A 25,507-nucleotide genomic window follows, 5' to 3' on the forward strand; every position below is an offset into this window, starting at 1 on the left:
AAGCAAGCGGATATCCTGTCCTTGTACATTCTAGACAAGCTCCTTTTGGGCAATCCGATTCAGGAAGGCCCGCGCCCGTTCGCTAGAGGGGTGCTCCAGTACCCTCTCGGGTGTGCCAGACTCAATCACTTTCCCGGCATCCATCAATACAACCCGGTCCGCCACCTCAGCAGCAAACTTCATTTCATGGGTTACTACCACCATCGTACGGCCCTCACGGGCTAGCTCCTTCATAACCTTTAGCACTTCCCCAACCAGTTCAGGATCAAGTGCTGAGGTGGGTTCGTCAAAAAGCAGCAATTCCGGACTAACCGCCATGGCCCGAGCGATGCCCACCCGCTGCTGCTGGCCTCCGGAAAGTTGGTGCGGATAGAATTCTTTACGGTCGCCCAATCCTACCTTGGCAAGCAAGTCCTCGGCACATAAACGAGCCTCTTGCTTACTCTTCTTTTGCACCTGAACCTGGGCTTCCATCACATTTTGCAAAGCCGTCATATGTGGAAATAAATAACAGGACTGGAACACCATGCCCGACTTCTTGCGGAGTGCCAGAATTTCACTTTGCTTGTGCTTCAGAATCTTGCCAAACGCAAGACTAATATCGCCAATCTGAATCCTTCCCCCATCCGGGGTCTCCAGCAGGTTCAGACAGCGCAATAACGTTGTTTTGCCCGAGCCGGAAGGGCCGATAATAACCAGTACCTTGCCCGGGTCGATTTGTAGATCAATGTCATTGAGCACATTCTGCGCTCCAAATGATTTGTGCAAACCGCGCACCTGTATCATATAAGGTTCTTCCGATCGCTGCCCCTTATGGATTTTCCTGATTCAATAGATTCTTGTAAGCTCCTTCACAAAATGGACATACGGCTGCTGAATGGAATAGGCTCCCTGCTGCTTGCTTTCCCTCCGTTTAGCAACTATAATAAAAAGAACTATTTGTGAAGGAGGTGAGGAGTGTGGATCGCAAATTTGCGTGGAATCGATTGAGCCAACTGCCGCTGGCAATGTTTGGCATTGTTAATGTGACAGCTCATTACGGGAGAAGTCTGTCCTTTTTTACAAATTCGATATCCATAACAAATTGCGAAATGCCGCTCCTACCTTAACTTCACTGTCCGTGAATCCAAGAAGGCAGCAGGATTTCCTGCTGCCTTCTTTATTTTTATACAAACACCTCAGAGCATTCGCTGCTCCTGATGGCATTTGCTTGTATTTAACTAACGACAGGATCAGGGCTGGACGGCATGGGAATGAAGGAGAATACACCCATGATGATCCAATGTCAGCATGTTCAGAAATATTATGGCGCCGAGCTGGTGCTTGGTAGCGTTACGTTTGAAATCAAAAGCGGTGAGACGGTTGGCCTCATCGGCCGCAACGGCACGGGCAAAACGACCCTGATGAGGCTGCTGGCGGGGAGCGAGCCGCCGGATCAAGGGCAAATTCACATTCGCAGGAATGTCCGCATCGGAACCTTGGCGCAAATCCCGGATTATCGCCGGGAGGATACGGTCTATGATGTTCTACTTGGAGCCTACGACGATTTGCGCCAAGTGCAGGCTGAGATGAAGCGGCTGGAAGCTGAAATGTCCAGAATGTCCCTTGCAGCCGGTGAAGACAACGGGATAACGGCTGCACAATCTGGTGGAGCCTTCGGTTCGGCACCTCTTACACTGGATGAACTTCTACGCCAATACGGCGTGCTGCAAGAAGCCTTCGAGCGTGGTGGCGGATATGAGATGGAAGCCTCCATCCTGCGCATCGCCTTGGGCCTTGGTATTACGGAAGAGCATTTCGGGCGTGGCTTCGCCTCTTTATCTGGCGGTGAGAAAACAAAGGTTGGCCTTGCGGTCATGCTGCTGCGGAATCCGGATTTGCTGCTGCTTGACGAGCCCACCAATCACCTCGACATGGCTGCAACGGAATGGCTGGAGGGCTTTGTGCGCAGCTTCCCCGGCACTACGGTGGTCATCTCGCATGATCGTTTTTTCCTGGATGCGGTAACTGAGAAAATCGTGGAGCTGGAGGATGGAGAAGCCTTCACCTATTTTGGCAATTACAGTGCATACAAGGAAGAAAAAGAACAACGACTGCTGCAGCAATTCGCGGATTATCAGGAGCAGCAAAAGAAAATAAAAAAGATGCAGGAATCGATCAAGCAGTTGATTGAGTGGGGCAATCGTTCCAATCCGCCAAATGCTGGATTTCACCGCCGGGCCGCCTCGATGCAAAAGGCGCTGGATCGAATGACCAAGCTCAAAAGGCCGATTCTGGAGCGACAGCGCATTGACCTGCAGCTTCAACAAGGAGACCGCTCAGGGAAGGACGCGATTATACTTCGCGAGGTTGGCGCTTGCCGAGGAGGCCGCTGGCTGTACCGCGAGCTGACCCATACTCTTCGTTATGGCGAAGCAGCCGTGCTAATTGGAGCTAACGGAACAGGGAAGAGCACGCTCTTAAAAAATATTCTGGGGACCGAGCCACCGCAGGAAGGCCAGGTGCAGCTAGGCTCGCGTGTGGAACCCGGCTACCTGGCCCAGCAGGCTGCACCGGCAGGTCATGAAGAGACCGTGCTGGAATTCTTCCGGGACCACATCGGTATTGAGACCGGCGAGGCTCGCGGTCAATTGGCCCGTTTTCTATTCTACGGAGCGGACGTATTCAAGAAGGTCAGCCGCTTGTCTGGCGGCGAGTGGACTCGGCTGCGCCTGGCTGTATTGATGCATCAGAAGCCAAATCTGCTGATGCTCGACGAGCCAACGAACCATCTGGATATCGATGCCCGCGAAGCGCTGGAGGAAGCGTTGGAAGAGTACACCGGCACACTGCTGGCGGTGTCCCATGACCGCTACTTTATCAACAAAGTAGCGAGTCAGGTCTGGGCGCTGGAGGGTGGGCGCCTCGGCGTCACCCCGGGCGGGTACGATGATTTCCGGGCTGAACTGGCCCGGAAGGAGGCTGCCCGAGCCGGGGGCGAACCGGCCCGGAAGAGCGGGAGGCCGACTGGCCCCGCAGAACAGGCGGCCTGGGCCGGCGGCGCCAGCGACGCAGGCGCCGTGCCTGACGGGCGCAGCAAGCCAGCGGCAGCTGCGCCGGGGACGCCTTCGCCTGTGACGCGGGCCACAGGCGGCGAGGCCCAGGGCGGGCGCGCGGGAAGCGGGGCGCGCCCGCCCGCGAATCCGGCCTCCGTGCGCAAGCTGGAGGCCGACATCGCCGCCGCCGAAGCGGAGCTGGCGGCGGCAGAGGCGGCGATGCAGGCCCCGGCGGTGGCCTGCGACGCCGTGCGGCTCGCGGAGCTGCTGGAGCTTCGCAATGCCCAGCAGCTTCGCGTCGATGCGCTACTTACACAGTACGTAGCGCTGCTGGATGACTAGGGCGAGCGACATTTCAGCTCCCGCTCACCCTAGTCAACCCCAAAGAAGGTGGCACCCAAAGCTTGTATAGCTTTGGATGCCGCCTTCTTCTTTTCTCCCTAGCAAGCCACTGCCCCGCTGGAGCCCCAGCATAGCTGGGTTAGCAATCGCCCAGCTATGGGAAATCCTCAGATTGTTGAGAAAGTTGGTTTTCCGTACATCTCGGATAAAAGAGCCCTTAGTCTATGGGGTTCTTTTCCATAGAAATGGTACGTTACGCCCTTTCTCGACAGTCTGAAATCCTCCAGCTAATTTCCCGCAAATCTCGATTTTTCTCCGTTTAGCGGGAAATCATCATGTTAATTTACCTGTTTCCGCCGTAAATGCCGATAATCACCTGAATTATAGGGAGCATTTCCTGCTAAGCTCTATGAACGCCCCAATCCATGCGAATTATAGGGACTTTTTCCCATTAATTCATATCTGGCATAGACTTATACTCGCTGTTTCTGCCTCTGCACCCCACCGGCTACTCGATCGCTTGTCTGCCACATTTTTTATCACATTTTTAACGACTGTCACCCATTCAATTCAACTCTGAACCTAATTAGCATAAATCCGGACTTCGTACTCGCAATGCTCATCCCCACACACATTACACTTGGTCTCCCGCACACTGACCTTTTGGTTCAGGATACGCCCCAGTGCTCCTTCCAGGATAGCACCTTCCAGGTCACAGACCTTCTTCTCTTCAATAAGCGGAAGTCCCTTGCAAAAGCAGTCGTCCACGACGATACGAATCAGTCTCTCCGTGCGCTCAATTACATGCGGCAAACCGATACGCAATTCCGCAAATAAAGCCAACAGTTCCTCCAACGTGTTCACGGGCAGCTTTTCTCCAATCTTGCGGCCAATTGATGCAGTTGTTCCCTTGCCCTCCAGCGGCAGCCCCTGCTGCATCCCGATCAGCCGGATGGCCCGGAACAGCTCCAGCGGCACCTCACCTCCAAGCGTGGCCCGGTCAATATGACGCAAATCCTCAAATGTGAAGCTTTTCATGATAGTTCCCCTTTCTAGCCCTATAGTTTCAGATCATTGATAGGTTCATTTTTCCATACTTGTCCGGAGCAAGCCTTGACTCACATCAAGAATTCGCCATCTAATTTGTGATATAAATCACTTGGGGTAATTTCAGCCACTGATAGGGTTGAATTAATGCTGCATAAATAACCGGAAAGGAAGGAATTCGCATGAAATCCTGTGCTTGCCACCTCCAGCCTCCCCATCATAATCATCCCTCTTGTCTGGCTCATGTTCCGGTATTCGCCGGACTACACAGCAGTGAGGCAGAACTGCTTCATTCGGTAATGCGAACTGCCCAATACCGCAAGGGAGAGCTGATCTTCCGGGAGGGAGATCGTTCCGAATCACTATATGTTGTGAATCAAGGAATCATTAAGCTGACCAAGCTGGAGGATAACGGCAAGGAGCACATCATTCGCTTGCTGTTCCCCGGTGATTTCTTCGGGCAATTTGCCCTATTGCAGGAGAAGCCGCATTATGCCAGTGCCTATGCTGCCGATACGACCGGAGTTTGCCGGATCCACCGCAGCGATTTCCTGAATGTTCTACGCAGGGACACCGATACGGCAGCCCGTTTTATGACCGCCCTGAGCGCACAATTAGAGGAAGCCGACGCTTGGGCTGCTGTACTGACTTTGCTGGAGGCTGACCGGAGATTAGCCAAGATGTTGCTGTACTTCCGTCAGAAGACCGCCCTCTCTTCCGATGAGTTTATCCTGCCCGTATCCAAAAAGGAGCTGGCCGGACTGATTGGCGCAACACCGGAAACACTTAGTCGCAAGCTAAAGCAGCTTAGCCAAGAAGGGGTGCTCTCCGTCACAGGACGCAAGCTCCGTCTTCTCGACATCCCCGCTTTGCATCGCTTGGCAGGGGATGTCTAGGCCGTGCAACAAGTATCCAGTATCCCCTGCCCAAAACTGCCTACGCTTAATTAGACACCATTCCTGGACCTGACCCTTCCTTTTGGAAAACAGTATCATGGTGCTGTATTCCCGAACATAATAGACCAAAATCGTACACAGCATTGCAGCGCCAAACTTGACATGCTATGAAAGCGATTTAAAATTATGTTGACGAAAATTATTTTCATAATTATTATTTATTTGAAAATAGTATTCCAGGGAGTGAATATCATCATGAAGCAATATTTTGAAAAGGCTCAAAAGTTTGGCAAATCATTTATGCTGCCTATTGCGGTCTTGCCTGCGGCTGGTCTTTTGCTGGGAATTGGAGGAGCGCTGTCCAACGCCAATACGATTAGCACATATCCTTTCTTGCAAATCACCTGGCTGCAGCAAGTGTTTACGGTGATGAGCAGTGCGGGAAGCATTGTTTTCGATAATCTGGCATTGATCTTTGCGATTGGTGTGGCTGTCGGCCTAGCCAGAGGAGATAAGGGAACCGCCGGCTTGGCAGCGGGCCTTGCCTACCTTGTCATGAATGCGTCTATTAATGCCATGCTAGTCAATTCAGGGAAGCTGGCTTCCGATCAGCTCGCTAAAGCCGGTCAGGGCATGGTGCTAGGGATTCAAACCCTGCAAACCGGTGTGCTTGGCGGTATTATCATCGGTCTGGTTACCGCCTGGCTGCATAATCGCTATAACAAGATAGAATTGCCTCAATTCCTCGGATTTTTCGGAGGCTCTCGCTTCATCCCTATTGTTTCGTCTTTTGCCGCGATTTTCGTCGGTATTATTTTGTTCCTGATCTGGCCAACCATTCAGCTTGGTATCGCCCAGCTGGGAAGTCTGGTGGACAGAACCGGATATATCGGAACGCTGTTTTATGGGTTCATTCTGAGAATGCTTGGCCCGCTGGGACTGCATCATATCTTCTATCTCCCCTTCTGGCAGACGGGCCTTGGAGGAACGATGGAGATTGCCGGGAAGGTTTACGAGGGCACTCAAAATATTTTCTTTGCTCAACTGGGAGACCCCTCAACTGAAAAGTTCTTCTCTGGCACATCGCGTTTCATGTCAGGGCGATTCATCACGATGATGTTCGGTCTGCTGGGAGCAGCTTTAGCTATTTACCATACAGCCAAACCCGAGCGCAAGAAGGTAGTTGGCGGTCTGATGCTGTCTGCGGCACTCACCTCATTCCTGACCGGGATTACGGAGCCGCTGGAATTTTCATTTCTGTTTGTTGCTCCCCTTCTATATGTCATCCATGCCTTCTTTGATGGATTGGCCTTTATGCTCTCACATATATTTGAAATTACCGTCGGGCAAACATTCTCCGGCGGGTTGATCGACTTTATCCTGTTCGGAATCCTTCAGGGGAATGCCAAGACCAATTGGGTTATCGTGCCGATCATCGGGGTTATTTGGTTCCTCCTGTATTACTTCACCTTCCGGATTTTGATTAGCAAGTTGAATCTGAAGACGGCTGGACGTGAAGATGATGGAGCATCCGAGCAGGACGTTAATGAATCAGGCTCGGCCACTGCCGCCTCATCAGGCTTACAGGGGAAGGAACGACCTGTCGCCATTCTGAACGGACTTGGCGGCAAGGACAATATCGATGAGTTGGATTGCTGCGCCACCCGGCTGCGCGTAACAGTTAAAGATGTAGATAAGGTCCGCAAGGAAGCCCTTAGCGCCACCGGAGCCAAGGGAGTACTTCTGGTAGGCAATGGAGTTCAGGTCATTTATGGGCCACAGGTCACAGTAATTAAAAATGAAATCGAAGAAATTATGGAAACGGAGTAATTAAAATGAATCTGGATGAATTAGGCCTAAAGGGCGGTCTCATCGTATCCTGCCAGGCTTTAGAGGAAGAGCCGCTTCATAGCTCGATGATTATGGGGAGAATGGCCATCGCGGCCAAGGAGGGCGGAGCCGTAGGTATTCGCGCAAATACGGCAGCTGATGTGAAGGAAATTAAAAAGCAGGTCGATCTTCCCGTCATTGGTATTGTGAAGAGAAATTATGGAAACCATGCTGTATTTATTACACCAACGATCAGGGAGATCGATGAACTGGCAGAGGCCCGGCCGGAGATTGTTGCTGTGGATGCTACCTTGCGAGCACGTCCAGATGGCAAGTCACTGGAGGAATTTGTGAAGGAGATTCGTTCCAAATATCCCGAGCTTCTAATTATGGCGGATATATCCACCAAGGAGGAAGCCCGGTATGCGGAGCAGCTCGGTTTTGACCTGATCTCCTCGACATTGGTCGGATATACGGAGGAGTCGGCCGGAATCAAGCTTTATGACCATGACTTTGCCGCCTTGAAGGAGATTCTGGCTAGCGTGCAAGTCCCTGTTGTTGCGGAAGGAAACGTGATCACCCCCGAGATGGCGGTTCAATGCCTGAAGCTGGGGGCCTACTGTGTTGTTGTTGGGGGAGCCATTACCCGTCCTCAACAGATTACACAACGGTTTGTATCTGAAATTACAAAATGGCAGCAGCCTTCCTAATTTGATTTAACAGACAGCATAAAAAAACAGTCAACGGTATTGAACTACACCCGCCAAGGTACATCCTGGCCCATCACTTCGGGTGCCGTTCAAACCTGATTGACTGTTTTTTCTTATTCTCTGGAATACAGAGTCTGCAAGGTAAGCTGCCGCGCCTTATACAATCTGGTATCCTCAAGCAGCAGAAGCGAGATGATGTCCAGAATATATATAATGGCTAACTGGCTGTTGATAAAATTACCGTCCCCGCTTCGCTCGACATTCGGGGTAAAGATGCACAAATCTGAAATATCGGATAACGGGGTATGATCAAAATTAGTGATGCCAACGATCGTGCTCCCTCTCCGCTTGGCTTCCCTTAAAGCATCGCTAACCTCCAGCGTTCGGCCTGAATTGGATAAGCCAATGACCAGATCGCCTTCTCCCAGCAAAGCAGCGCTCATCAGCATCATGTGTGAGTCAGTGACTGCATCAATGACCATATCCATTCTCATCAATCTGTATTTAAACTCTAATGCGGACAGACCTGAGCTTCCCAGACCGTATACATAAATGCGGCGGGCCCGCTTCAAATACTGAACAACCTGCTCAATATTAGCCGTATCCAGCATCTCAGCCGTTTTATTAATAACTTCGTTATGAATCTGCTGCGCTCTTCTGAAAAAATCCGAGTGTGGATGAGGCTGCTGAACTTCTCGACTAAGCTGAATTTTGAAATCAACAAAGGTGGAACAGCCTACTTTTTTACAAAATCTAGTGATGGTTGACATGAATGTATTCGTATGTTCAGCTAAATCCCTGATGTTAATATTGTTAATGGACGATTTATTGCGGATCACATAGTTAGCTATTTCCTTTTCTTTAGCTGAAAAACGTTGATATTCAAGCTGCAGGATATCAATGATACTGGGAGACATAAAGAGCCCCTTTCTGAAACAGGTTGCTTTGCATGGTTCTCTTCCTTAGTCTACTTCCTGCAAGCCAAATCATCAATCCTGCCATCCCATCCACCAGTGCTCCTGCTGATCATGAATTAACCCGCCTCAGGTTCAAATTCACCGCGGGTGAACTGACTGTTGTACAGATCGGCGTAGAAGCCGCCCAGTTCCAGCAATTCCTCATGCGTACCTTGTTCAATGACCGAACCGTGGTTCATCACGAGAATAAGATCGGCATCCTTGATCGTGGACAAGCGGTGGGCAATCACAAAGCTGGTTCTCCCTTTCATCAGCTCATTCATCGCCTGCTGGATATGCAACTCGGTCCGTGTGTCAACGCTGCTGGTTGCCTCGTCCAGTATAAGAATAGCCGGATCCGCCAAAATCGCGCGGGCAATGGTCAACAACTGTTTTTGCCCCTGCGAGATATTAGAGGCTTCCTCATTCAGCACGGTATTATAGCCGTCCGGCAAGGTACGGATAAAGTGATCGGCATAGGCTGTTTTGGCAGCACGCACAACTTCTTCATCGGTAGCTCCTTCACGACCGTAGGCAATATTATCGCGAATCGTGCCGTTGAACAACCACGTATCCTGCAATACCATACCGAACATACTGCGCAAATCTCCACGCTTCATCTCGGCGATATTCACACCATCCACGGTAATAGAACCGCCGTTAAGCTCGTAGAAGCGCATCAGCAGGTTGATCAATGTCGTTTTCCCTGCCCCGGTCGGACCTACAATGGCAATGGTTTGCCCATTGTGAACATTGATATTCATGTCCTCAATCAGCGTCTGCTCGCTGTCATATCCGAACCGCACATGCTCGAAAACAACATTGCCTTGAGGTTGTTTCAGCACAGCAGGCTTCGCCGCTTCCGGAACCTCTTCCTCCTCATCCAGAATCTCGAATACCCGTTCCGCCGAAGCAACGGTAGACTGAATAATGTTGGCAATATTCGCCGTTTGTGTAATCGGCATCGTAAATTGACGGGCATATTGGATAAAGGCCTGCACATCCCCGATTTCAATCGAACGCTTGGTGACCAGGATACCCCCGACCACCGAGATCAATACGTAGCCAATGTTACCGATAAAGCTCATGATTGGCATAATTACCCCGGAGATAAACTGCGCTTTCCAGCCCGACTCATACAAACGTTCATTGATTTCATCGAATTGCTCCAACGATTTTCCTTCGCGGCCAAAGGCCTTCACAATTTTGTGTCCTGTATACATTTCCTCTACGTGACCATTGAGTTGTCCCAGCTCTTTCTGCTGACGAACAAACTGCTTCTGTGAATGCTTGGCAACCGAGGTAATCGCAATAATGCTTATAGGCAGTGTTAACACGGCAATCAGTGTCAATAACGGACTGATTGACAGCATCATCACGATAACCCCGATGATCGTCAGCATCGACGTAATCAATTGGGTTAAGCTCTGCTGGAGCGTGGTACTGATATTATCAACATCATTCGTAACCCGGCTCAAAATGTCGCCATGAGTCCGGGCATCAAAATATTTCAGCGGCAGCTTGTTCAGCTTGACGTTCACATCCCGCCGCAAATCATATACGGTCTTCTGAGCCACTCCAGCCATCAGATACTGCTGTATATAACTAAAGAGAGCACTAAGCACATAAAGCCCAATCAAAATCATAATAATTTGCCAAATATATTGAAAATCTATCTCCGCTCCCGGAATTCCCTGGAACTTGGCAACGATGCCTTCAAACAGCTTGGTTGTCGCCTTCCCCATCACTTTCGGGCTAAAAATGCTGAATATTGTACTTAAGATGGCCATCACCAGGACGGCGAATAAATATAAACGATGTGGCTTCAAATACTGAACCAGCCGTTTTAATGTGCCTTTGAAATCCTTGGCTTTTTCTACCGGCATTGCCATGCTTGGTCCTCCGGGACCGCCGTGTTTGCCGCCAGGTCCACCAAATCCGCGTTTTCTTCCCTTTTGTTCCTGGCTCATGCGATCTCCTCCTCTGAAAGCTGCGAACGGACAATTTCCTGATAAACCTCACAAGTTTCCATCAACTCTCTGTGGCTGCCGATGCCTACGATTTGACCTTCGTGCATCACGATGATTTGATCGGCATCCAGCACCGTGCTCACCCGCTGAGCTACGATCATCACCGTGGACTCTTTCGTTTCCTTCTTCAACGCCGCCCGCAGCTTGGCATCGGTCTTGAAGTCCAATGCCGAGAAGCTATCGTCGAAGATGTAAATCTCCGCAGGACGCACCAGCGCCCGAGCAATGGACAAGCGCTGCTTCTGACCACCCGATACGTTCGTGCCGCCTTGAGCAATCAGCGAGTTGAAGCCTTCCTCCATATTGCCAATAAAGTCGCTCGCCTGAGCAATATGTGCGGCATGACGTACTTCCTCGTCACTGGCGTCCTCCTTGCCGTATCGAATATTCTCACTGATTGTGCCGGAGAATAACACCGCCTTCTGCGGCACGAAGCCAATCTTGCTCCGCAGTTCCTCCTGGGTCAGGTCGCGAATATCCAAGCCACCTACCCGAACACTTCCCTCCTGCACATCATAGAACCTTGGAATCAAGCTGATTAGCGTGGATTTACCGGAGCCGGTGCCGCCGATAATCGCCGTTACCTGGCCCGGCTTGGCAGTGAACGAAATATTCTGTACCGCAGGCTGCTCAGCCCCCGGGTAGCTAAAGGAGACATGATCGAATTCCACCAGACCACGTTGGCCTGCTTTGGGCGTTTTCCCGGTAGCCGGATCTTTAATAACAGGCTCCATGTCCAGTACCTCATTGATCCGAACAGCCGAAGCCGCAGCCCGTGGAATCATGACAAACATCATCGATACCATCACAAGGGAGAACATGATTTGCATGGCATATTGCAGAAAGGCCATCAGGTCCCCTACCTGCATATGCCCGGCATCAATTCGCAAGCCTCCAAACCAAATGATCGCCACGGAAGATAAATTCATCACCAGCATCATCACCGGCATCATAAACGCCATAATTTTATTGACTTTAATCGAAATGTCAGTTAAATCCAGGTTGGCTTCGTCAAAGCGTTTGCTCTCATAATCAGTACGGTTAAATGATCGAATAACCCGAATGCCGATCAAGCTTTCGCGCATGACCAGGTTCAACTTGTCTATTTTCTTCTGAATCGCCTTGAATAACGGCATTCCTTTTCTGGCGATGATCCAGATTGCCAAGGCCAGCACAGGCAAAACCACAACGAGAATCAAAGACAGCGTAGCGTCCTTGGAAACAGCCATCAGAATGCCGCCCAAACACATCATCGGCGCCATAACCATCATTCGCAGCATCATGATCAGCACTTGCTGAACCTGGTTAATATCATTGGTAGTCCGTGTAATCAGCGACGCGGTACCAATCTTGTCGAACTCCTCCAATGAGAAATTGGAGGCATGCTTAAATACTTTGTCCCGCAGTAATTTACCAAAGCCGGTTGCCGCCTTGGATGAGTAGAGGCTGGCCGCTATAGAGCAGATCATGCCACCTAACGCCACAAGCAGCATCAAGCCGCCAACACGCCATATATAGGGCGTATCCCCATTCACTACACCCTTGTCCACGATATCGGCCATTAATGTTGGTAAATATAATTCGGATAAGGTCTGGAAGAACACCAACACCAGCACGGCCGCTACCATCAAGCGGTAGGGCTTTAAATTACGGAAAAGCTTAATCATTTCCCATCACTCCACATGTTCTAGTCTTTGTCTGCTTGATTGTCTTTCACTTGCAATTCTATATACGTATATACTTGCTCTAACAACTCACTAAGCTGCTTGCTCTTCTCCGGCCCCAAATAATTAACAAGGCCCCTAAGCTGTTCAGATCGCTTCCTGGCCGTTTCCTCAAGCACGGCTCTACCTTGATCCGTCAATAAAACTCTTACCGCTCGCCGGTCTTCCTCATCGTTGCGTCGCAGCACCAGTCCATGTTCCTCCAGACTGCGAATCAACGGCGTCACTGTAGGGGAAGCCACCTCCAACATCGCGCTAAGCTCTGACATCTTCACACCGCGCTCATCCATCTCCAGCCCATGAGCAATAACGAACAATAGCCGAACTTCGCTTGGCTTATATTTATCCGATGGCGACATCATTCGCCTCATATCCAGCTTCCGGAAGCGATGGAACGCATTAAACAATCGCTGTGTTTGCGGATCCTTGCCGATAAACAAGCAACATCCCCCCTTTTATTTTCATTATTTAATAATTAGCTATGCTATTAATTTGCATTACTAATTATAAGAGGGTAAGCCCGGCAAAATCAAGCGTCGGCAAAATTTGGACAAACTATGGGCATATCATTCAGGTAAAAAAAGACCACACCCGCCAGGAAAAAGCCCTGACGACTGCGGTCTCCCACGACTCGGTGTTACGGATGCGGCTGGCGGAGCGCATCCAGGCTCTTGAACTCATAGCCCTGCCTATGAGCCTCATCAATGATGGCGCCCAATGCCTCTGCATTGTCCTTCGATATAGCATGCAGCAACAGGACCGCACCGGGGTGGAGTTGAGATACTACCTTCTGGTAGGCATAGTCAGCACCCTTCTGGGCATTGACATCCCAATCCTTGTAGGCAGCGGACCAGAAGACATTAATATATCCGAGTTCCCGGGTTACTCGCAACGTACGGTCACTGAATATCCCGCGCGGCGGACGAAGATAGAGCATCTCCGTTTGTCCCGTAACTTTGGCTGCTGCACTCTTCACCTTATCCAGCTCCTCCCTAATTTGCTCATCGGAGATGGTGGTCATGTCCGGGTGGCTCCAGGAATGGTTCCCGATCAAATGTCCCTCTGCCTTCATCCGCTTCAGCAATTCAGGCTGCGTCTTGACATAATGACCGGTTACAAAGAAGATCGCCGGCACCTTCTTGGCCTTTAGAGTATCAAGAATAGAGGCTGTGTACCCATTCTCATAGCCGTTATCAAAAGTCAGAAAGAGCTCCTTGCGCGTAGTGTCGCCAAGAAAAATCGCTCCGTTCTTGTCAATGATGTCCTTGAAGCCCTCCTCATTAATCGAGGGTAGCCGTCCTTCCACACTCTTCTTGAACCCAAAGTGATGGGCACCATCGGCAAATACCGGAGCAGAGGGTTCCAGGCCAAATAGCAAACTGGCCAACAGCGAGCAAATCAAAGCAAGTTTCAAAGCTGGCGCTCCCTTCACATAATATCGCCCATACTATTTGCAGGACAGGACAGAAATATGCAAAAAAAATCCCCTGCCATGCGCTCGAAACCAGGTCTCGAAGGCTGGTAGAGGATTTCCTCAATGGAGCTTATTCTGCTTGGAGCTAAGCTTATTTCCCAGCTGTACGGCTTGCCTCTCCCGATAGCTCGCTATGCTTGTATCCATAGCTAAAATAAATGACCAGGCCAATGGCCATCCATATCAGGAAGGCAATCCAGGTAATGCCTGGCAGACTGATCAGCAAGTAACCACAGGTTGCTACGGCCAGCAGCGGAATCCATGGCACCAGAGGTACCTTGAAGGAACGTTTCAGATCCGGGCGCACGCGACGCAGGATAACAACACCCAGCGAAACGGAAATGAAGGCGAACAAGGTACCGATGCTAACCAGGTCGGCCAGCTTGTTCAGCGGAATCAGGCCGGAAAAAATCGCAACAACGATTCCCGTTACCCACGTGCTGCTTGCAGGAGCCCCGGTCTTGGGATTCAGCTTAGCCAACCGCTTTGGCAGCAGGCCGTCGCGGCCGATCGCATACAACAGCCGGGTTTGCCCGAACAAAAGCACGAAGAGTACGGTAGTAATCCCTACGATCGCCCCGAGTGAGATGAAGCCTGCCACCCAGGTCTGATTGATATACTGCAAGGCGAAAGCAACCGGATTCTTCACATCCAGCAATTGATAAGGTACAATACCTGTCAGCACAGCCGTCACCAGTACATAGAGTATGGAGCAGATGACCAGCGACCACAGAATACCGCGTGGCAGATCCTTCTGCGGGTTCTTCACTTCTTCGGCAGCCGTCGCCACCGCATCAAAACCGATATAAGACAGGAAAGCTGTTGCCGCCCCGGTCACCACACCGCTGAAGCCAAACGGCATAAACGGCTGCCAGTTGCCCGGCTTCACGTAAAAGGCGCCTACGACAATAAACAAAATGATAACGGCGACCTTGACGATAACCATAATCGAGTTCAACCTTGAGGACTCCTTGGAGCCCCGGGAAACGATAAAGGTTAATGCCAACACGATCAGAATGGCCGGAAGGTCGATATATGTCCCATTGGCCGGGTCAAACGCACTGCTGATTGCAGGAGGTATCGTAAAGCCAAGACCCGAGATCAGGCCCTGAAAATACCCCGACCAACCACTGGCCACCATCGAGGCGGCAAAGCCATATTCCAGAATCAGGTCCCAGCCGAGAATCCAGGCTATCAATTCACCGAAGGTGGCATAGCTGTAGGTATAGGCGCTCCCTGAGACCGGTACCATCGAAGCAAATTCGGCATAACATAAGGCGCAGAATGCACAAACAATTCCCGCCAATACAAAGGATAGGATAAGGCCCGGACCGGCATGCTGCGCCGCGGCAACGCCCGTCAGTACAAATATCCCCGTCCCCACCACGCAGCCTACTCCCAGCATGGTCAGGTCGAACACGCCCAGTTCCTTCTTCAAACCACCGGAACCGGCCGACTGCTTCTCCATCAGCATGGAAGCAATCGATTTTTTTCGTAGCAAGCTCATCAAATATCTGTCCCCTAATGTCAATTTTAGCAATTCATTTCGCTAATTATAGGCACCCTTTCCGAATTGTACAAGTAACCATCTCACATTTTATTTGTGAATATTTTTAAATTATTGGTAACCCGATCCAATCACAAGCGCATTTTAAGCCTCCTCTTCCCGGGGCAACAGCACTTCTCTTGCAAAGCGAATCCATTCCCTCGTAGCAAAAGAAAGATAACGGTCATCGCGCCAGACAATCCCCAGTTTCCAGGGAATGACTGGCTTGACGAGTGGAATAATTCGCACACCCTCGTCATCAATTTCGCGGCAGATCGTTTCCGGCAGCAAGGTAATGCCCAGCCCTACCGCCACCATTTCACTAATTAAATCCCATTGTGAGCTTTCATAAATAACATGGGGCTGAAAACCGGCCTTGGCGCATTCACTAATGATCCGGTCATGCAGAGTAAAGTCCTCGCGAAACAGCACAAATCCATCCTGCACCAGCTCGGCCAGGTCTGCACTGGCCCGCTCCGCCAAAGGGTGGGTAGGATGCACCACCAGGTTCAATTTCTCTTCCACAAATGGAAAGTAGCTTAGCTCCTCCTCTACGGTAGGCAGGACGGCGACGCCCACATCAAGAGCCCCGCTAGCGACCCCCTGCTCCACCTTTTTGGCCCCATCCTCGAACAATTGAATGGTAATTTCCGGATAGCGCTGGTGAAACTCCCCGATCACCTTCGGAAAAAAGCTGGAGCCTACCATGGGAGGAAGCCCAATTCGGATATGTCCCTTCTTCATATTTCGCAGATCATCCAGTTCAGCCATCAAATTCTGAAAGGAAGTAACGATTTGCTGCGCCTGTGACACGATAATCTGTCCCGCATCAGTCAGCTCTATTTTCTTCCCGACCCGGTCGAACAGCACTACGCCCAGCTCTTCCTCCATCGCCTTTACCGTCTTGCTGATTGTGGGCTGAGTGATATATAACGCTTGAGCGGCCTTCGTAAAGCTTCCTAGCCGGGCTACTTCAATAAGGTATTGCATTTGCCGAATATCCACAGGCTTGCACTCCTTTACATTTATTATGTATAGATAACAAAACGGAATGATAATCATTCAGTATATTCATTTTACTCATGAAAATAATCGTTGTAAGATTTCATTACCAACCATAAACAGAAAGGAGCTGCTCCCATGCATCGAATGAAAACGATTGGCAACATCATCCTGCAAGTCAGCATCCTGTTCTTTGTCTCTATCGCCATGAACGCTATTGTGGAGCTTCTCCATATACCGATTCCCGGTTCCATTCTGGGAATTGCTGTATTATTCATTCTCTTGAAGACGAAGGTCGTCAAATTATCGTGGATTGAACAGGGCGCCAATTGGCTGCTCGCCGAATTATTGCTCTTCTTCATCCCTTCCGCTGTTGGCGTGATGCAATATATTCCCTTGCTTGAAAGCGAAGGCCTGCGGATTCTGGTCGTTGTGGTCTCCAGCACCATCATCGTGATGGTCAGCTCCGGACTGATCGCCTCCCGCATCGCGAAACGAAAGGAGCACCAAGTCTTATGATCACAGGGCTGCTATACCTCATCTTTACATTGGTCGTCTATCGCTTGTCCACCCGGCTTTATAAAGTCCGGCCCAAAATCTACTTGTCCCCCCTGCTGGTGACGCCTATCGTGCTTGTAGCCGTCCTGTTATGGGCAAAGGTTCCATATGAATCCTATCATTCCGGAGGCAAATGGCTGAGCAATATGCTCCAGCCCGCTACCATCGCTTTTGCCGTACCGCTTTATAAATACTATAACGTATTAAAAAAACATGCGGTGGAGATTTTCATTAGTGTCTTGAGTGGCTCGATGGTTGCTATGTTCTCGTCTGCCTTGCTGGCGGAATGGATGCATCTGGATAGCGAGCTGATTACCAGCCTGATTCCCCGCTCCGTAACTACGCCGATCGCCATGAGCGTATCTCAGGTGATCGGCGGCGTTCCCAATATTACAGCTGTCTTCGTCATCCTGACCGGGCTGCTTGGAGCTATGCTGGGACCTTGGGTGATGAAGCTATTCCGTATTGAAGGCGAGGTCGCACGTGGCGTTCTGTTCGGCACCAGCGCCCACGGCACCGGGACCTCTATCGCCTTTGAATTGAGTTCACTCACCGGCACCATCTCCAGTATCTCTATGATACTGGCCGCCCTGTTCACACTTAGTGTGGCACCTCTGATGATGTCGTTACTGCATTTTTAACTCCAGGTTCCTCCTAAATTTTAAATAGGTATTTTTCTCCTCAGACCCCGATTAACGTCAGGGTCTCCTTTTTTATTCCAATATGCCTTAAAAGAGTTGAACTGCCTTATAAAAAACATTGTCGTGTTTTTGTATCTGTTATATTATTATTTGGTTAAAACTACTGCGGCAAGAGGGGAGCTTCCATCCTTGTTATTTAATTCCTATGAATTCATCTTCGTTTTTTGGCCAATTTCCTTTATCGTATATTTCCTGCTGAATCGGTTTTGCCCTCCATTGGTCGGCAAGCTATGGCTGGCTCTAGCCTCTTTATTCTTTTACAGCTATTGGAGCATTAAATCTCTGCCGTTAATTCTCGCCTCCATCGCCTTCAACTATGTGATGGGACGGACGATCAGCCATTCAACTGCCAAGCCGTTAAAGCTGCGAAAGGCGTTGCTGGCTGCTGGAATTATTGGCAACCTGCTGCTCTTGGGCTACTATAAATACGCCGATTTCTTCATTACCAACGTCAACTCCTTGTTTGATTCACATATCCGATTGCTGGAGTTGGCCTTGCCACTGGGAATCAGCTTCTTTACCTTTACGCAAATCGCCTACCTGGTCGATGCTTATCGGGGCAATGCCAAGGAATACAGCATCGTCAGCTACGTGCTGTTCGTAACGTTCTACCCTCACCTGATCGCCGGCCCCATTCTGCATCATAAAGAAATGATGCCACAGTTTGACCGCGCCCGCAGCAAACACATCATTCCGGGCAACGTAGCCCGCGGCCTGTTCGTCTTCTGCATCGGCCTGTTCAAGAAGGTCGTGATTGCTGATGCGCTGGCTCCAATTGCTACACAGGGCTTTGATGTTTCTTCTGGGCTTGGCTTTATCGAAGCCTGGACCACATCACTCGCCTATACCTTCCAGCTCTATTTCGACTTTAGCGGATATTCGGACATGGCGATTGGCATCGCGCTATTATTCAATATCAAGCTGCCTGTTAACTTTAATTCTCCTTATAAGGCTGTCAGCATTCAAGATTTCTGGAGTCGCTGGCATATGACCCTAAGTCGCTTCCTGAAGGACTACATTTACATTCCACTTGGCGGCAACCGCAAGGGAACCGCCCGTACTTATTTCAATTTGATTGCTACCTTTCTGATTGGCGGCTTCTGGCATGGTGCAGGCTGGACCTTTATCATTTGGGGATTGCTGCACGGGATAGCTCAGGTATTACATCGGCTATGGCGGAGAACAGGCATCACCTTGCCCCGCTGGTGCGGCTGGCTGATTACCTTCCTGTTCATCAATGCGACCTGGGTGTTCTTCCGGGCTAAAACATGGGATGACGCCCTGAAGGTATTTCGCGGAATGATCAGCTTGCACCAGCTTCACTTTTCTATAGATTTAGCCAGTCAAGTACTATACGTTATCGCAGCCGCTGCTATCGCGCTGTTCGTCCGCAATTCGATGGAGTGGACAACGCGCTTCAAGCCTACCGTCAAGTATGCTGCTATCATTGCCGGACTGTTCGTGTTCTCTCTCCTGTATTTTAATCAGGTCAGTGAATTTTTATATTTCACCTTCTAGGACACGCCCAACCTCACACCCTGAAAAAAGGAGATCACGACTTGAAGAACCTTCGCTTTGTCGCCTGGTTTATAGGCTTTACCCTGCTATTTGTCACTCTGGTCGGAACGCTTGTCTTCGCAATAGACCCATTGCAGCTCTACCGGAAAGCGGCCTACACTCCGCTCTTCAGCAAGCAGCAGCGTTACCAGAATCCGGGCCTGGCCAAAAATTATACTTATGATACCCTGATCCTCGGCAGCTCCATGACAGAGAACTTTGTTCCTTCAGAGGTTGAAAACATCCTGGGTGGCGACGTTATGAAGCTCTCGATCGAGGGATCAACCGCCAAGGAGCAGCGTATGATCGCCGATGTCGCTATCGGAACCGGTCAAGTGCAGAAGGTGCTCTGGGGTATCGATTACTTCTCCTTCCGCACCAATGAAGTGCGGGATGAAGCCAATTTTCCATTCTATCTGTATGACAACAATATCTGGAATGATTATAAATATCTTTTTAATATTTCTAACGTAAAGCATGCGTTCGCCGAATGGTTGGTACCGAAGAACTACTTAACCGCTTTGCGAAATCTCGACATGCTGAACAATTGGGATGCCGATGCAACCTATGACTTGGATAAGGTGTTCGCCAAGTGGCATGAGGCGCGTTTGGCTGAGCAGCTTGAAGCAGCTAACGAACCTCCCATCAATGTGGTCAAACAGAACTTTGAGGAAAATGTAATCAGCCTGATTAAAGCCCATCCGGATATTCAATTTATGATATACTATCCGCCGTACTCCATATTGCGCCAGCAAATGTGGTACGATCTCAACCCTCAGCGGTTCGCCAATCAGCTTGAGATGAAGAAATATATGTTCGAGCGCTTCAGTGCATTCCATAATGTACAGGTCCATGACTTCCAAAGCGACAGCTCGATTACTTACAATCTGGATGAGTACAAGGACTTGTCGCACCACTCCGGGGCTATCAATCGCCTTATAGCAGAGGAGATCGCCGCCGGATCACATCTCGTCACTGCGGCAAATGTAGATGAGAACAATCGCAGGCTGGAGGAACAAATTCAGAACCTGATCATCGACGAGCAAGGCTCTGTGTTCTCCGTTGACGTCAACGTGAACGGCAAGCAGGTTGCCTTCGAGGAGCTTCCTCCCTCCGCAAGGGATCAGATACGTGTACCACTGAAGGATTTTGCCCTGGCGGCAGGAATCGACTTCAACTATGATGCCGGGGAAAAGACCGTGTATCTGACGCATGATGACCAGAAAGTCTCTATTGCCGTGGGTGCATCCACCGCTACAGTGAACGGTCAGGAAACCAAGCTGGAGGCCCCGGCCAAAATCTACAATAACCGGCTGACAGGTCCGTTGATCCAAATCATTCATCTGCTTCGGGGCACCGTAGAAGTAGATCGGTCGAAACAGAATGCTTATCTGGTAACCTACAATATTACACTGAATTAAACAGCCAGCATGAACAAGGCTCCTTTTCCATAGTGGAAAGGAGCCTTGTATGATTTCGCTTTGTTTTCGGGGACTATCTTCTTTATTGGTTCAATTGCACCGGCTTGCCTGTGGAAGCCGACTCCAACGCCGCACAAGTAACGCGCTGGGTCTTTACGGCATCGGCGTAATCCGACAGGATGCTGGACGTATCCCCGGTGCGCAAGGCATGAATGAAGGCCTCTGTCTCCGCGACATAAGGATCGTCCTGCATATGATAGATTGTTTTCTGGTGCGGAGCCACTACTTCCAGTTGCTGCGGCTGCCAGTCGAGGATGCCCATATCCGTATACAAATGCAGTCCAACCTCATTTACTCCGCCTGGCAAGATGCAGGTATTGGATACCGTTGCCACAGCCCCACTCTTCAACTTCATCGTCACCGTCCCCACATCGGGAACAGTTACATTGTCGTGGACCTGGTGCATTAAGCGGCTGCCAAAGGCGGCATACACTTCCTCCACCTCTCCTGCCGTATAGCGCAGCAAATCGACGATATGCGTAGTTTGCTCCACAAATTGTCCACCCGAGCCCTGTAAATCTCTCCACCAGGCGACCTGCGGCATATCGCCCATCCAGGTTCCCAGCGCCATGCCGATAGTTCGTCCCTCCAAGGTCTCTTTCAACTTGCGAATGGATTCCTTGTAACGCAAATGATAACCTACCGCATGGATTAAAGGTTGTTGCTGCAGCTTATCCAGAATTCTCAAAGGCGTATCGAGATCCGCTGCCAGCGGCTTCTCTACAAAGAAGGGAATGCCCCGTTCAATCAATTGAGCTTCGAGCTCGCCATGTGCCATTGGGGGGACACAGATGTAGACAGCATCCAGCTTTTGCGCATCAAGCATATCCGTCAAGCTGCCAAAGCCGATGGCTCCCGGGTAACGATCGGCCAGTGCCTGTGCCTTCGCTGCACTTGTTCCACTTACGGCTTTGATCCGGACCCCGTCCATCGCGGCCAAAATATCTCCATGTACCTTGCTGAACCAGCCTGTGCCAATGATTCCGATATGTAGTGCCATGTGCCATCCTCCTTGTGTATGATTGCGTTTTCTTACCTCCTAAAGATAACGCTTCCTCACCGGAAGCTCAAGACTCTATTGCTCGTACTCTATTGCTCGTGTCTATTGCTCGTGCTTTATTGCTCATGCCCTATTGCTCATGCCCTATTGCTCATGCTCTATTGCTCATGCTCTATTGCTCATGCCCTATTGCTCATGCTCTATTGCTCATGCTCTATTGCTCATGCCTGGATCGCTGCTGTATCACACACGATCGCTGCTGTAATGGGAGGGAAAACGTAAATGTATGTTAAATTTCGCTGGAAGTTGCCTGGTCGAGGGGAATTTGCAGAGCCGAAATTTAGTTTTCCGCCGCGATTTGGGATAATTAGCGGGAATTCCTCCATATAAAACTTGGTTTTTTCGCGACTCCTGTTAATTAGCAGGAATTCCTCCATATAATGTGGCTCCTATCGCTCGAATTGGGCCTAATCCGCCGATTTATAGGGAGGTTTTCCAGCTAAAGATCAAAAAATAGCTCTTTTGGGCAAATTAGCGGGAGGATTTCCAGACTTTTGAGAAAGGGCGTAACGTAGCATTTCTATGGAGAAGAACCCTTATAGGCTAAGGGCTCTTCTATGCGAGATGTACGGAAAACCAACTTTCTCGACAGTCTGAGGATTTCCCACTCGTGCTCACTCGTGCACCTGTTTGCTGTCCACAACCGTCTGTCCCATCACACTTAACGAGTTCAGTCATTGATTGGCTCAACACCTTCAAGCGCCAGCTGCCATACCTTAACGATATGGGGCCACTTGGAAGTCACTTGGAGGTGTTTTTTTGCATCTCGCTACATAGTTCATCTCACCAGATCATCAACTTGATCTCAAATTAGCTTTGTTTAAAGCTTACATCAATATTACAATAAAGGTCATAATTATCGTGAAAAGGTGAACGTACTCATCTTCATTTTGGACAGAGAAAGGTGGAGCTTGGCATGACGATTACGCAGCAGCGCGAAGTGAATTTGGACAGCGCGCGCCATTATGTAGAGCAAGTGTATCAAGCGGTACAGCAAAGAAACCCGGGAGAGCATGAATTTCATCAAGCCGTCAAAGAAATTCTCGATTCGCTGGTTCCCGTGTTCGCAAAACATCCGAAATTTCAGGAGCAAGGCATCCTGGAACGTCTCGTTGAACCGGAAAGATTGATTACGTTCCGTGTGCCATGGGTCGATGATCAAGGCAAAGTACAAGTCAATCGCGGCTTCCGCGTCCAATTCAGCAGCGCCATCGGACCCTACAAGGGGGGCCTTCGCTTCCATCCGTCCGTGAATGCAAGTATTATCAAATTTCTTGGCTTCGAGCAAATTTTCAAGAACTCCTTGACCGGCCTGCCGATTGGCGGCGGCAAAGGCGGATCGGACTTCGATCCTAAAGGTAAATCCGACCTGGAGGTCATGCGCTTTACCCAAAGCTTCATGACTGAGTTATCCAAATACATCGGCCCGGATACCGACATTCCTGCGGGGGATATCGGCGTTGGCGCGCGGGAGATTGGCTATATGTTTGGACAATATAAACGCCTTTATGGGAATGAGACCGGCGTTCTGACCGGCAAGGGCTTGCCTTACGGCGGAAGTCTGACCCGTACAGAAGCGACGGGCTACGGTTTGGTATATTTTACAGCAGAAATGCTGGCCAGCCGGGGCGAGAGCTTTGCAGGCAAAACGGTGGTTGTCTCGGGCTCAGGCAATGTATCGATTTATGCCATTGAAAAAGCGCAGCAATTCGGCGCCAAAGTCGTAGCTTGCAGCGATTCAAACGGATATATCTATGATTCTAACGGCATTAACCTGGATACCGTCAAACGGTTGAAAGAAGTGGAAAGAAAACGGATCAAGGAATATGTCAACGAGCATAGGGCCGCCAAATATGTGGAAGGCTGCCGCAGCATCTGGAGCATTCCTTGTGATATCGCCTTGCCTTGTGCAACGCAAAACGAGATCGATGAAACCTCAGCCAAGCAGCTTGTAGCTGGTGGAGTCAAATACGTAGCCGAGGGCGCGAACATGCCTTCGTCTTTGGAAGCAATCGAAGTGTATCTGAAGAACGATGTATACTTCGGGCCTGCCAAGGCCGCTAATGCCGGGGGCGTAGCCGTCTCCGCGCTAGAGATGTCCCAGAACAGCGCAAGACTCTCCTGGACCTTTGAGGAAGTTGACGACAAGCTGAAGGACATCATGAAAAATATTTACCGCAACAGTGTTCATGCTGCGGAAGAGTACGGTCATGCGGGTAATCTCGTGGTTGGCTCCAACATCGCCGGCTTCCTGAAGGTAGCCAATGCCATGCTGGCACACGGCATCGTTTAGTAACATAGCATTCTGATCAAAATAAAGGCCATCCTCCAAAGCGATGAATTCTACTGGAGGATGGGCCCTTTAAATGTATAAAACTAATATGCCAATGCGTCGAGCGCATGAATATGAGACAAATAGCGAATATTGCTTGCTTCCTTCATTAGCGTTGCCGGCAACCCGCGCAATTGCGTGTTGTTCGCTCCGATGGTTGCCACGGCATCCTTGCGGCCCAGGCTCGCCAGTGTTCCCGAGTTGACAGGGTGGAAGCTCTCCAGAGGTTTGCCTGTAAGCTGGGCAAACAAGTTATATCCAATCAGCTCACCCATTTGCCAGGCAATTTGAGCTGTTGGCGGATATGGCCGACCGTCTGGCCCCATATACACAGCGCTATCGCCTGCAACAAATACATCGGGATGGGATACGGATTGCAGTTGATCATTAACCGAGGCACGACCGCGGTTAACCTCCAGACCCGATTGCCCCACCAATGGATGGCCCTGCACGCCGCCAGTCCAGACAAACGTATTGGCGACTACTTTTTGCCCATCCTTCAAATCGATAGCATTGCCCTCTACATTGGTTACTGGCAGCCCTGTCAGGAACGTAACCCCACGCTTCTCCAGGCTGGCTGTTGCCCGCTGAATCAGAACGTCCGGCAGCACCGGCAAAATTTTCGGTCCCGCTTCCACAAGCATTAGCTTGATCGCTTCACGCGGAACACCGTATTTCTTGGTCAGCTCCGGTAGTTTATCGGCAATTTCTCCGACTAATTCCACACCCGTCAATCCGCCGCCACCGATCAGAATGGTAGCATCAGCTTCATTGCCGGACACGGCATATTCACGAATCCGCGCTTCAATATGCCGATGGATTTTATCCGCGTCCTCCGCTGATTTCAACACCATGCTGTATTGCTCCAGCCCAGGAATGCCGAAATAGGCTGTGGTACTGCCCAGACCCACCACCAGAGCATCGTAGGATAACAAGGTGCCGTCCGAAAGCTTCACCTCCTTATTGTCTACAGAGAAGCTCTCCACCTTGCCGATCCGCAGATCGATATCCTTGCCCTTGAACAATTTCTCCAGCGGTAACGCAACCGCACGTTCAGACACGCTCCCTGCCGCTAAACGGTGAAGCTCGGTAATGATCTGATGCGTCGGATATTGGTTCACTACCGTCACCCGCGCTTGCGACTTATCCATATATTTGCGAACGGTCAAAGCGCTAAGCACTCCGCCGTAGCCAGCACCCAAAATCAGAATATGTTTTGACATCGT

20 protein-coding genes are annotated in these 25,507 nt (G+C 50.3%); 9 read left to right on the forward strand and 11 right to left on the reverse strand.

The annotated features are described in order from the left end of the window. Positions 1-30 precede the first annotated feature (30 nt). Entirely contained in the window at positions 31-786 is a 756-nt protein-coding gene (locus tag C557_RS0101680) for an amino acid ABC transporter ATP-binding protein (protein WP_018750080.1), read from the reverse strand. A gap of 485 nt (positions 787-1,271) precedes the next feature. Between C557_RS0101680 and abc-f the strand changes: the two genes are divergently transcribed. Then, a complete protein-coding gene (gene abc-f, locus C557_RS0101685) occupies positions 1,272-3,377 on the forward strand; it encodes a ribosomal protection-like ABC-F family protein (RefSeq protein WP_018750081.1) in 2,106 nt (701 codons plus the stop codon). Positions 3,378-3,959: 582 nt separating this feature from the next. Here the strand turns inward: abc-f and C557_RS0101690 are convergent. Then, positions 3,960-4,415, reverse strand: coding sequence for a V4R domain-containing protein (locus C557_RS0101690; RefSeq protein ID WP_018750082.1), 456 nt, complete (start codon positions 4,413-4,415; stop codon positions 3,960-3,962). Between the two features lie 191 nt (positions 4,416-4,606). On the opposite strand from C557_RS0101690, the gene C557_RS0101695 reads away from it, so the two are divergent. The 3 genes from C557_RS0101695 to C557_RS0101705 all read left to right on the forward strand — a co-directional run bounded on the left by C557_RS0101695 (position 4,607) and on the right by C557_RS0101705 (position 7,860). Further along, positions 4,607-5,320, forward strand: a complete 714-nt coding sequence (locus C557_RS0101695) for a Crp/Fnr family transcriptional regulator (RefSeq protein WP_018750083.1) — start codon at positions 4,607-4,609, stop codon at positions 5,318-5,320. 255 nt (positions 5,321-5,575) lie between these two features. Further along, on the forward strand, positions 5,576-7,150 hold the full coding sequence (ptsG, locus tag C557_RS0101700; protein WP_040676326.1) for a glucose-specific PTS transporter subunit IIBC: 1,575 nt from the start codon (positions 5,576-5,578) through the stop codon (positions 7,148-7,150). 5 nt (positions 7,151-7,155) lie between these two features. Continuing rightward, on the forward strand, positions 7,156-7,860 hold the full coding sequence (locus C557_RS0101705; RefSeq protein WP_018750085.1) for an N-acetylmannosamine-6-phosphate 2-epimerase: 705 nt from the start codon (positions 7,156-7,158) through the stop codon (positions 7,858-7,860). 113 nt (positions 7,861-7,973) lie between these two features. Here the strand turns inward: C557_RS0101705 and C557_RS0101710 are convergent, their stop codons facing one another. The 7 genes from C557_RS0101710 to cidR form a co-directional block, all read right to left on the reverse strand. Next, on the reverse strand, positions 7,974-8,777 hold the full coding sequence (locus C557_RS0101710; protein ID WP_018750086.1) for a MurR/RpiR family transcriptional regulator: 804 nt from the start codon (positions 8,775-8,777) through the stop codon (positions 7,974-7,976). Between the two features lie 116 nt (positions 8,778-8,893). Continuing rightward, positions 8,894-10,786 carry an ABC transporter ATP-binding protein gene (locus C557_RS0101715; protein ID WP_018750087.1) on the reverse strand — a complete coding sequence of 631 codons (1,893 nt, stop codon included), beginning with the start codon at positions 10,784-10,786 and terminating at the stop codon, positions 8,894-8,896. Next, positions 10,783-12,513 (reverse strand): ABC transporter ATP-binding protein, encoded by a 1,731-nt coding sequence (locus C557_RS0101720; protein WP_018750088.1) that lies wholly within the window; start codon positions 12,511-12,513, stop codon positions 10,783-10,785. The genes C557_RS0101715 and C557_RS0101720 overlap by 4 nt, the downstream gene beginning before the upstream one ends. Positions 12,514-12,533: 20 nt before the next feature. Then, positions 12,534-13,010 carry a MarR family winged helix-turn-helix transcriptional regulator gene (locus C557_RS0101725; RefSeq protein WP_018750089.1) on the reverse strand — a complete coding sequence of 159 codons (477 nt, stop codon included), beginning with the start codon at positions 13,008-13,010 and terminating at the stop codon, positions 12,534-12,536. Between the two features lie 197 nt (positions 13,011-13,207). Then, the gene (pdaA, locus tag C557_RS0101730) at positions 13,208-13,984 is read right to left on the reverse strand and encodes a delta-lactam-biosynthetic de-N-acetylase (RefSeq protein WP_018750090.1); all 777 of its coding nucleotides are present in this window, start codon (positions 13,982-13,984) and stop codon (positions 13,208-13,210) included. 151 nt (positions 13,985-14,135) lie between these two features. Further along, positions 14,136-15,551, reverse strand: a complete 1,416-nt coding sequence (locus C557_RS0101735) for a branched-chain amino acid transporter BcaP (protein ID WP_018750091.1) — start codon at positions 15,549-15,551, stop codon at positions 14,136-14,138. A 144-nt stretch (positions 15,552-15,695) separates the two neighbouring features. Continuing rightward, positions 15,696-16,595 (reverse strand): cidABC operon transcriptional activator CidR, encoded by a 900-nt coding sequence (gene cidR, locus C557_RS0101740; protein WP_018750092.1) that lies wholly within the window; start codon positions 16,593-16,595, stop codon positions 15,696-15,698. A 144-nt stretch (positions 16,596-16,739) separates the two neighbouring features. Here cidR and C557_RS0101745 point away from each other — a divergent pair, with 144 nt between their 5' ends. The 4 genes from C557_RS0101745 (at position 16,740) to C557_RS0101760 (ending at position 20,829) form a co-directional block, all read left to right on the forward strand. Further along, positions 16,740-17,111 (forward strand): CidA/LrgA family protein, encoded by a 372-nt coding sequence (locus C557_RS0101745; RefSeq protein ID WP_026263239.1) that lies wholly within the window; start codon positions 16,740-16,742, stop codon positions 17,109-17,111. Continuing rightward, positions 17,108-17,791 (forward strand): CidB/LrgB family autolysis modulator, encoded by a 684-nt coding sequence (locus C557_RS0101750; RefSeq protein WP_018750094.1) that lies wholly within the window; start codon positions 17,108-17,110, stop codon positions 17,789-17,791. Before C557_RS0101745 ends, C557_RS0101750 begins: the two co-directional genes overlap by 4 nt. A 189-nt stretch (positions 17,792-17,980) precedes the next feature. Then, entirely contained in the window at positions 17,981-19,369 is a 1,389-nt protein-coding gene (locus C557_RS0101755) for an MBOAT family O-acyltransferase (RefSeq protein WP_018750095.1), read from the forward strand. A 41-nt stretch (positions 19,370-19,410) separates the two neighbouring features. Beyond that, the gene (locus tag C557_RS0101760; protein WP_018750096.1) at positions 19,411-20,829 is read left to right on the forward strand and encodes a copper amine oxidase N-terminal domain-containing protein; all 1,419 of its coding nucleotides are present in this window, start codon (positions 19,411-19,413) and stop codon (positions 20,827-20,829) included. 82 nt (positions 20,830-20,911) lie between these two features. On the opposite strand, the gene C557_RS0101765 is transcribed toward C557_RS0101760, so the two are convergent. Beyond that, on the reverse strand, positions 20,912-21,889 hold the full coding sequence (locus C557_RS0101765; RefSeq protein WP_018750097.1) for a Gfo/Idh/MocA family protein: 978 nt from the start codon (positions 21,887-21,889) through the stop codon (positions 20,912-20,914). A gap of 976 nt (positions 21,890-22,865) precedes the next feature. On the opposite strand from C557_RS0101765, the gene gdhA reads away from it, so the two are divergent. Next, positions 22,866-24,242: an NADP-specific glutamate dehydrogenase gene (gene gdhA, locus C557_RS0101775; protein ID WP_018750099.1), complete on the forward strand. Its 1,377-nt coding sequence runs from the start codon at positions 22,866-22,868 to the stop codon at positions 24,240-24,242. A gap of 83 nt (positions 24,243-24,325) precedes the next feature. Here the strand turns inward: gdhA and C557_RS0101780 are convergent, their stop codons facing one another. Continuing rightward, positions 24,326-25,504, reverse strand: a complete 1,179-nt coding sequence (locus tag C557_RS0101780; protein WP_018750100.1) for an NAD(P)/FAD-dependent oxidoreductase — start codon at positions 25,502-25,504, stop codon at positions 24,326-24,328. Between the last annotated feature and the right edge of the window lie 3 nt (positions 25,505-25,507).

Source organism: Paenibacillus sanguinis 2301083 = DSM 16941, assembly GCF_000374825.1.
GTDB lineage: Bacteria > Bacillota > Bacilli > Paenibacillales > Paenibacillaceae > Fontibacillus > Fontibacillus sanguinis.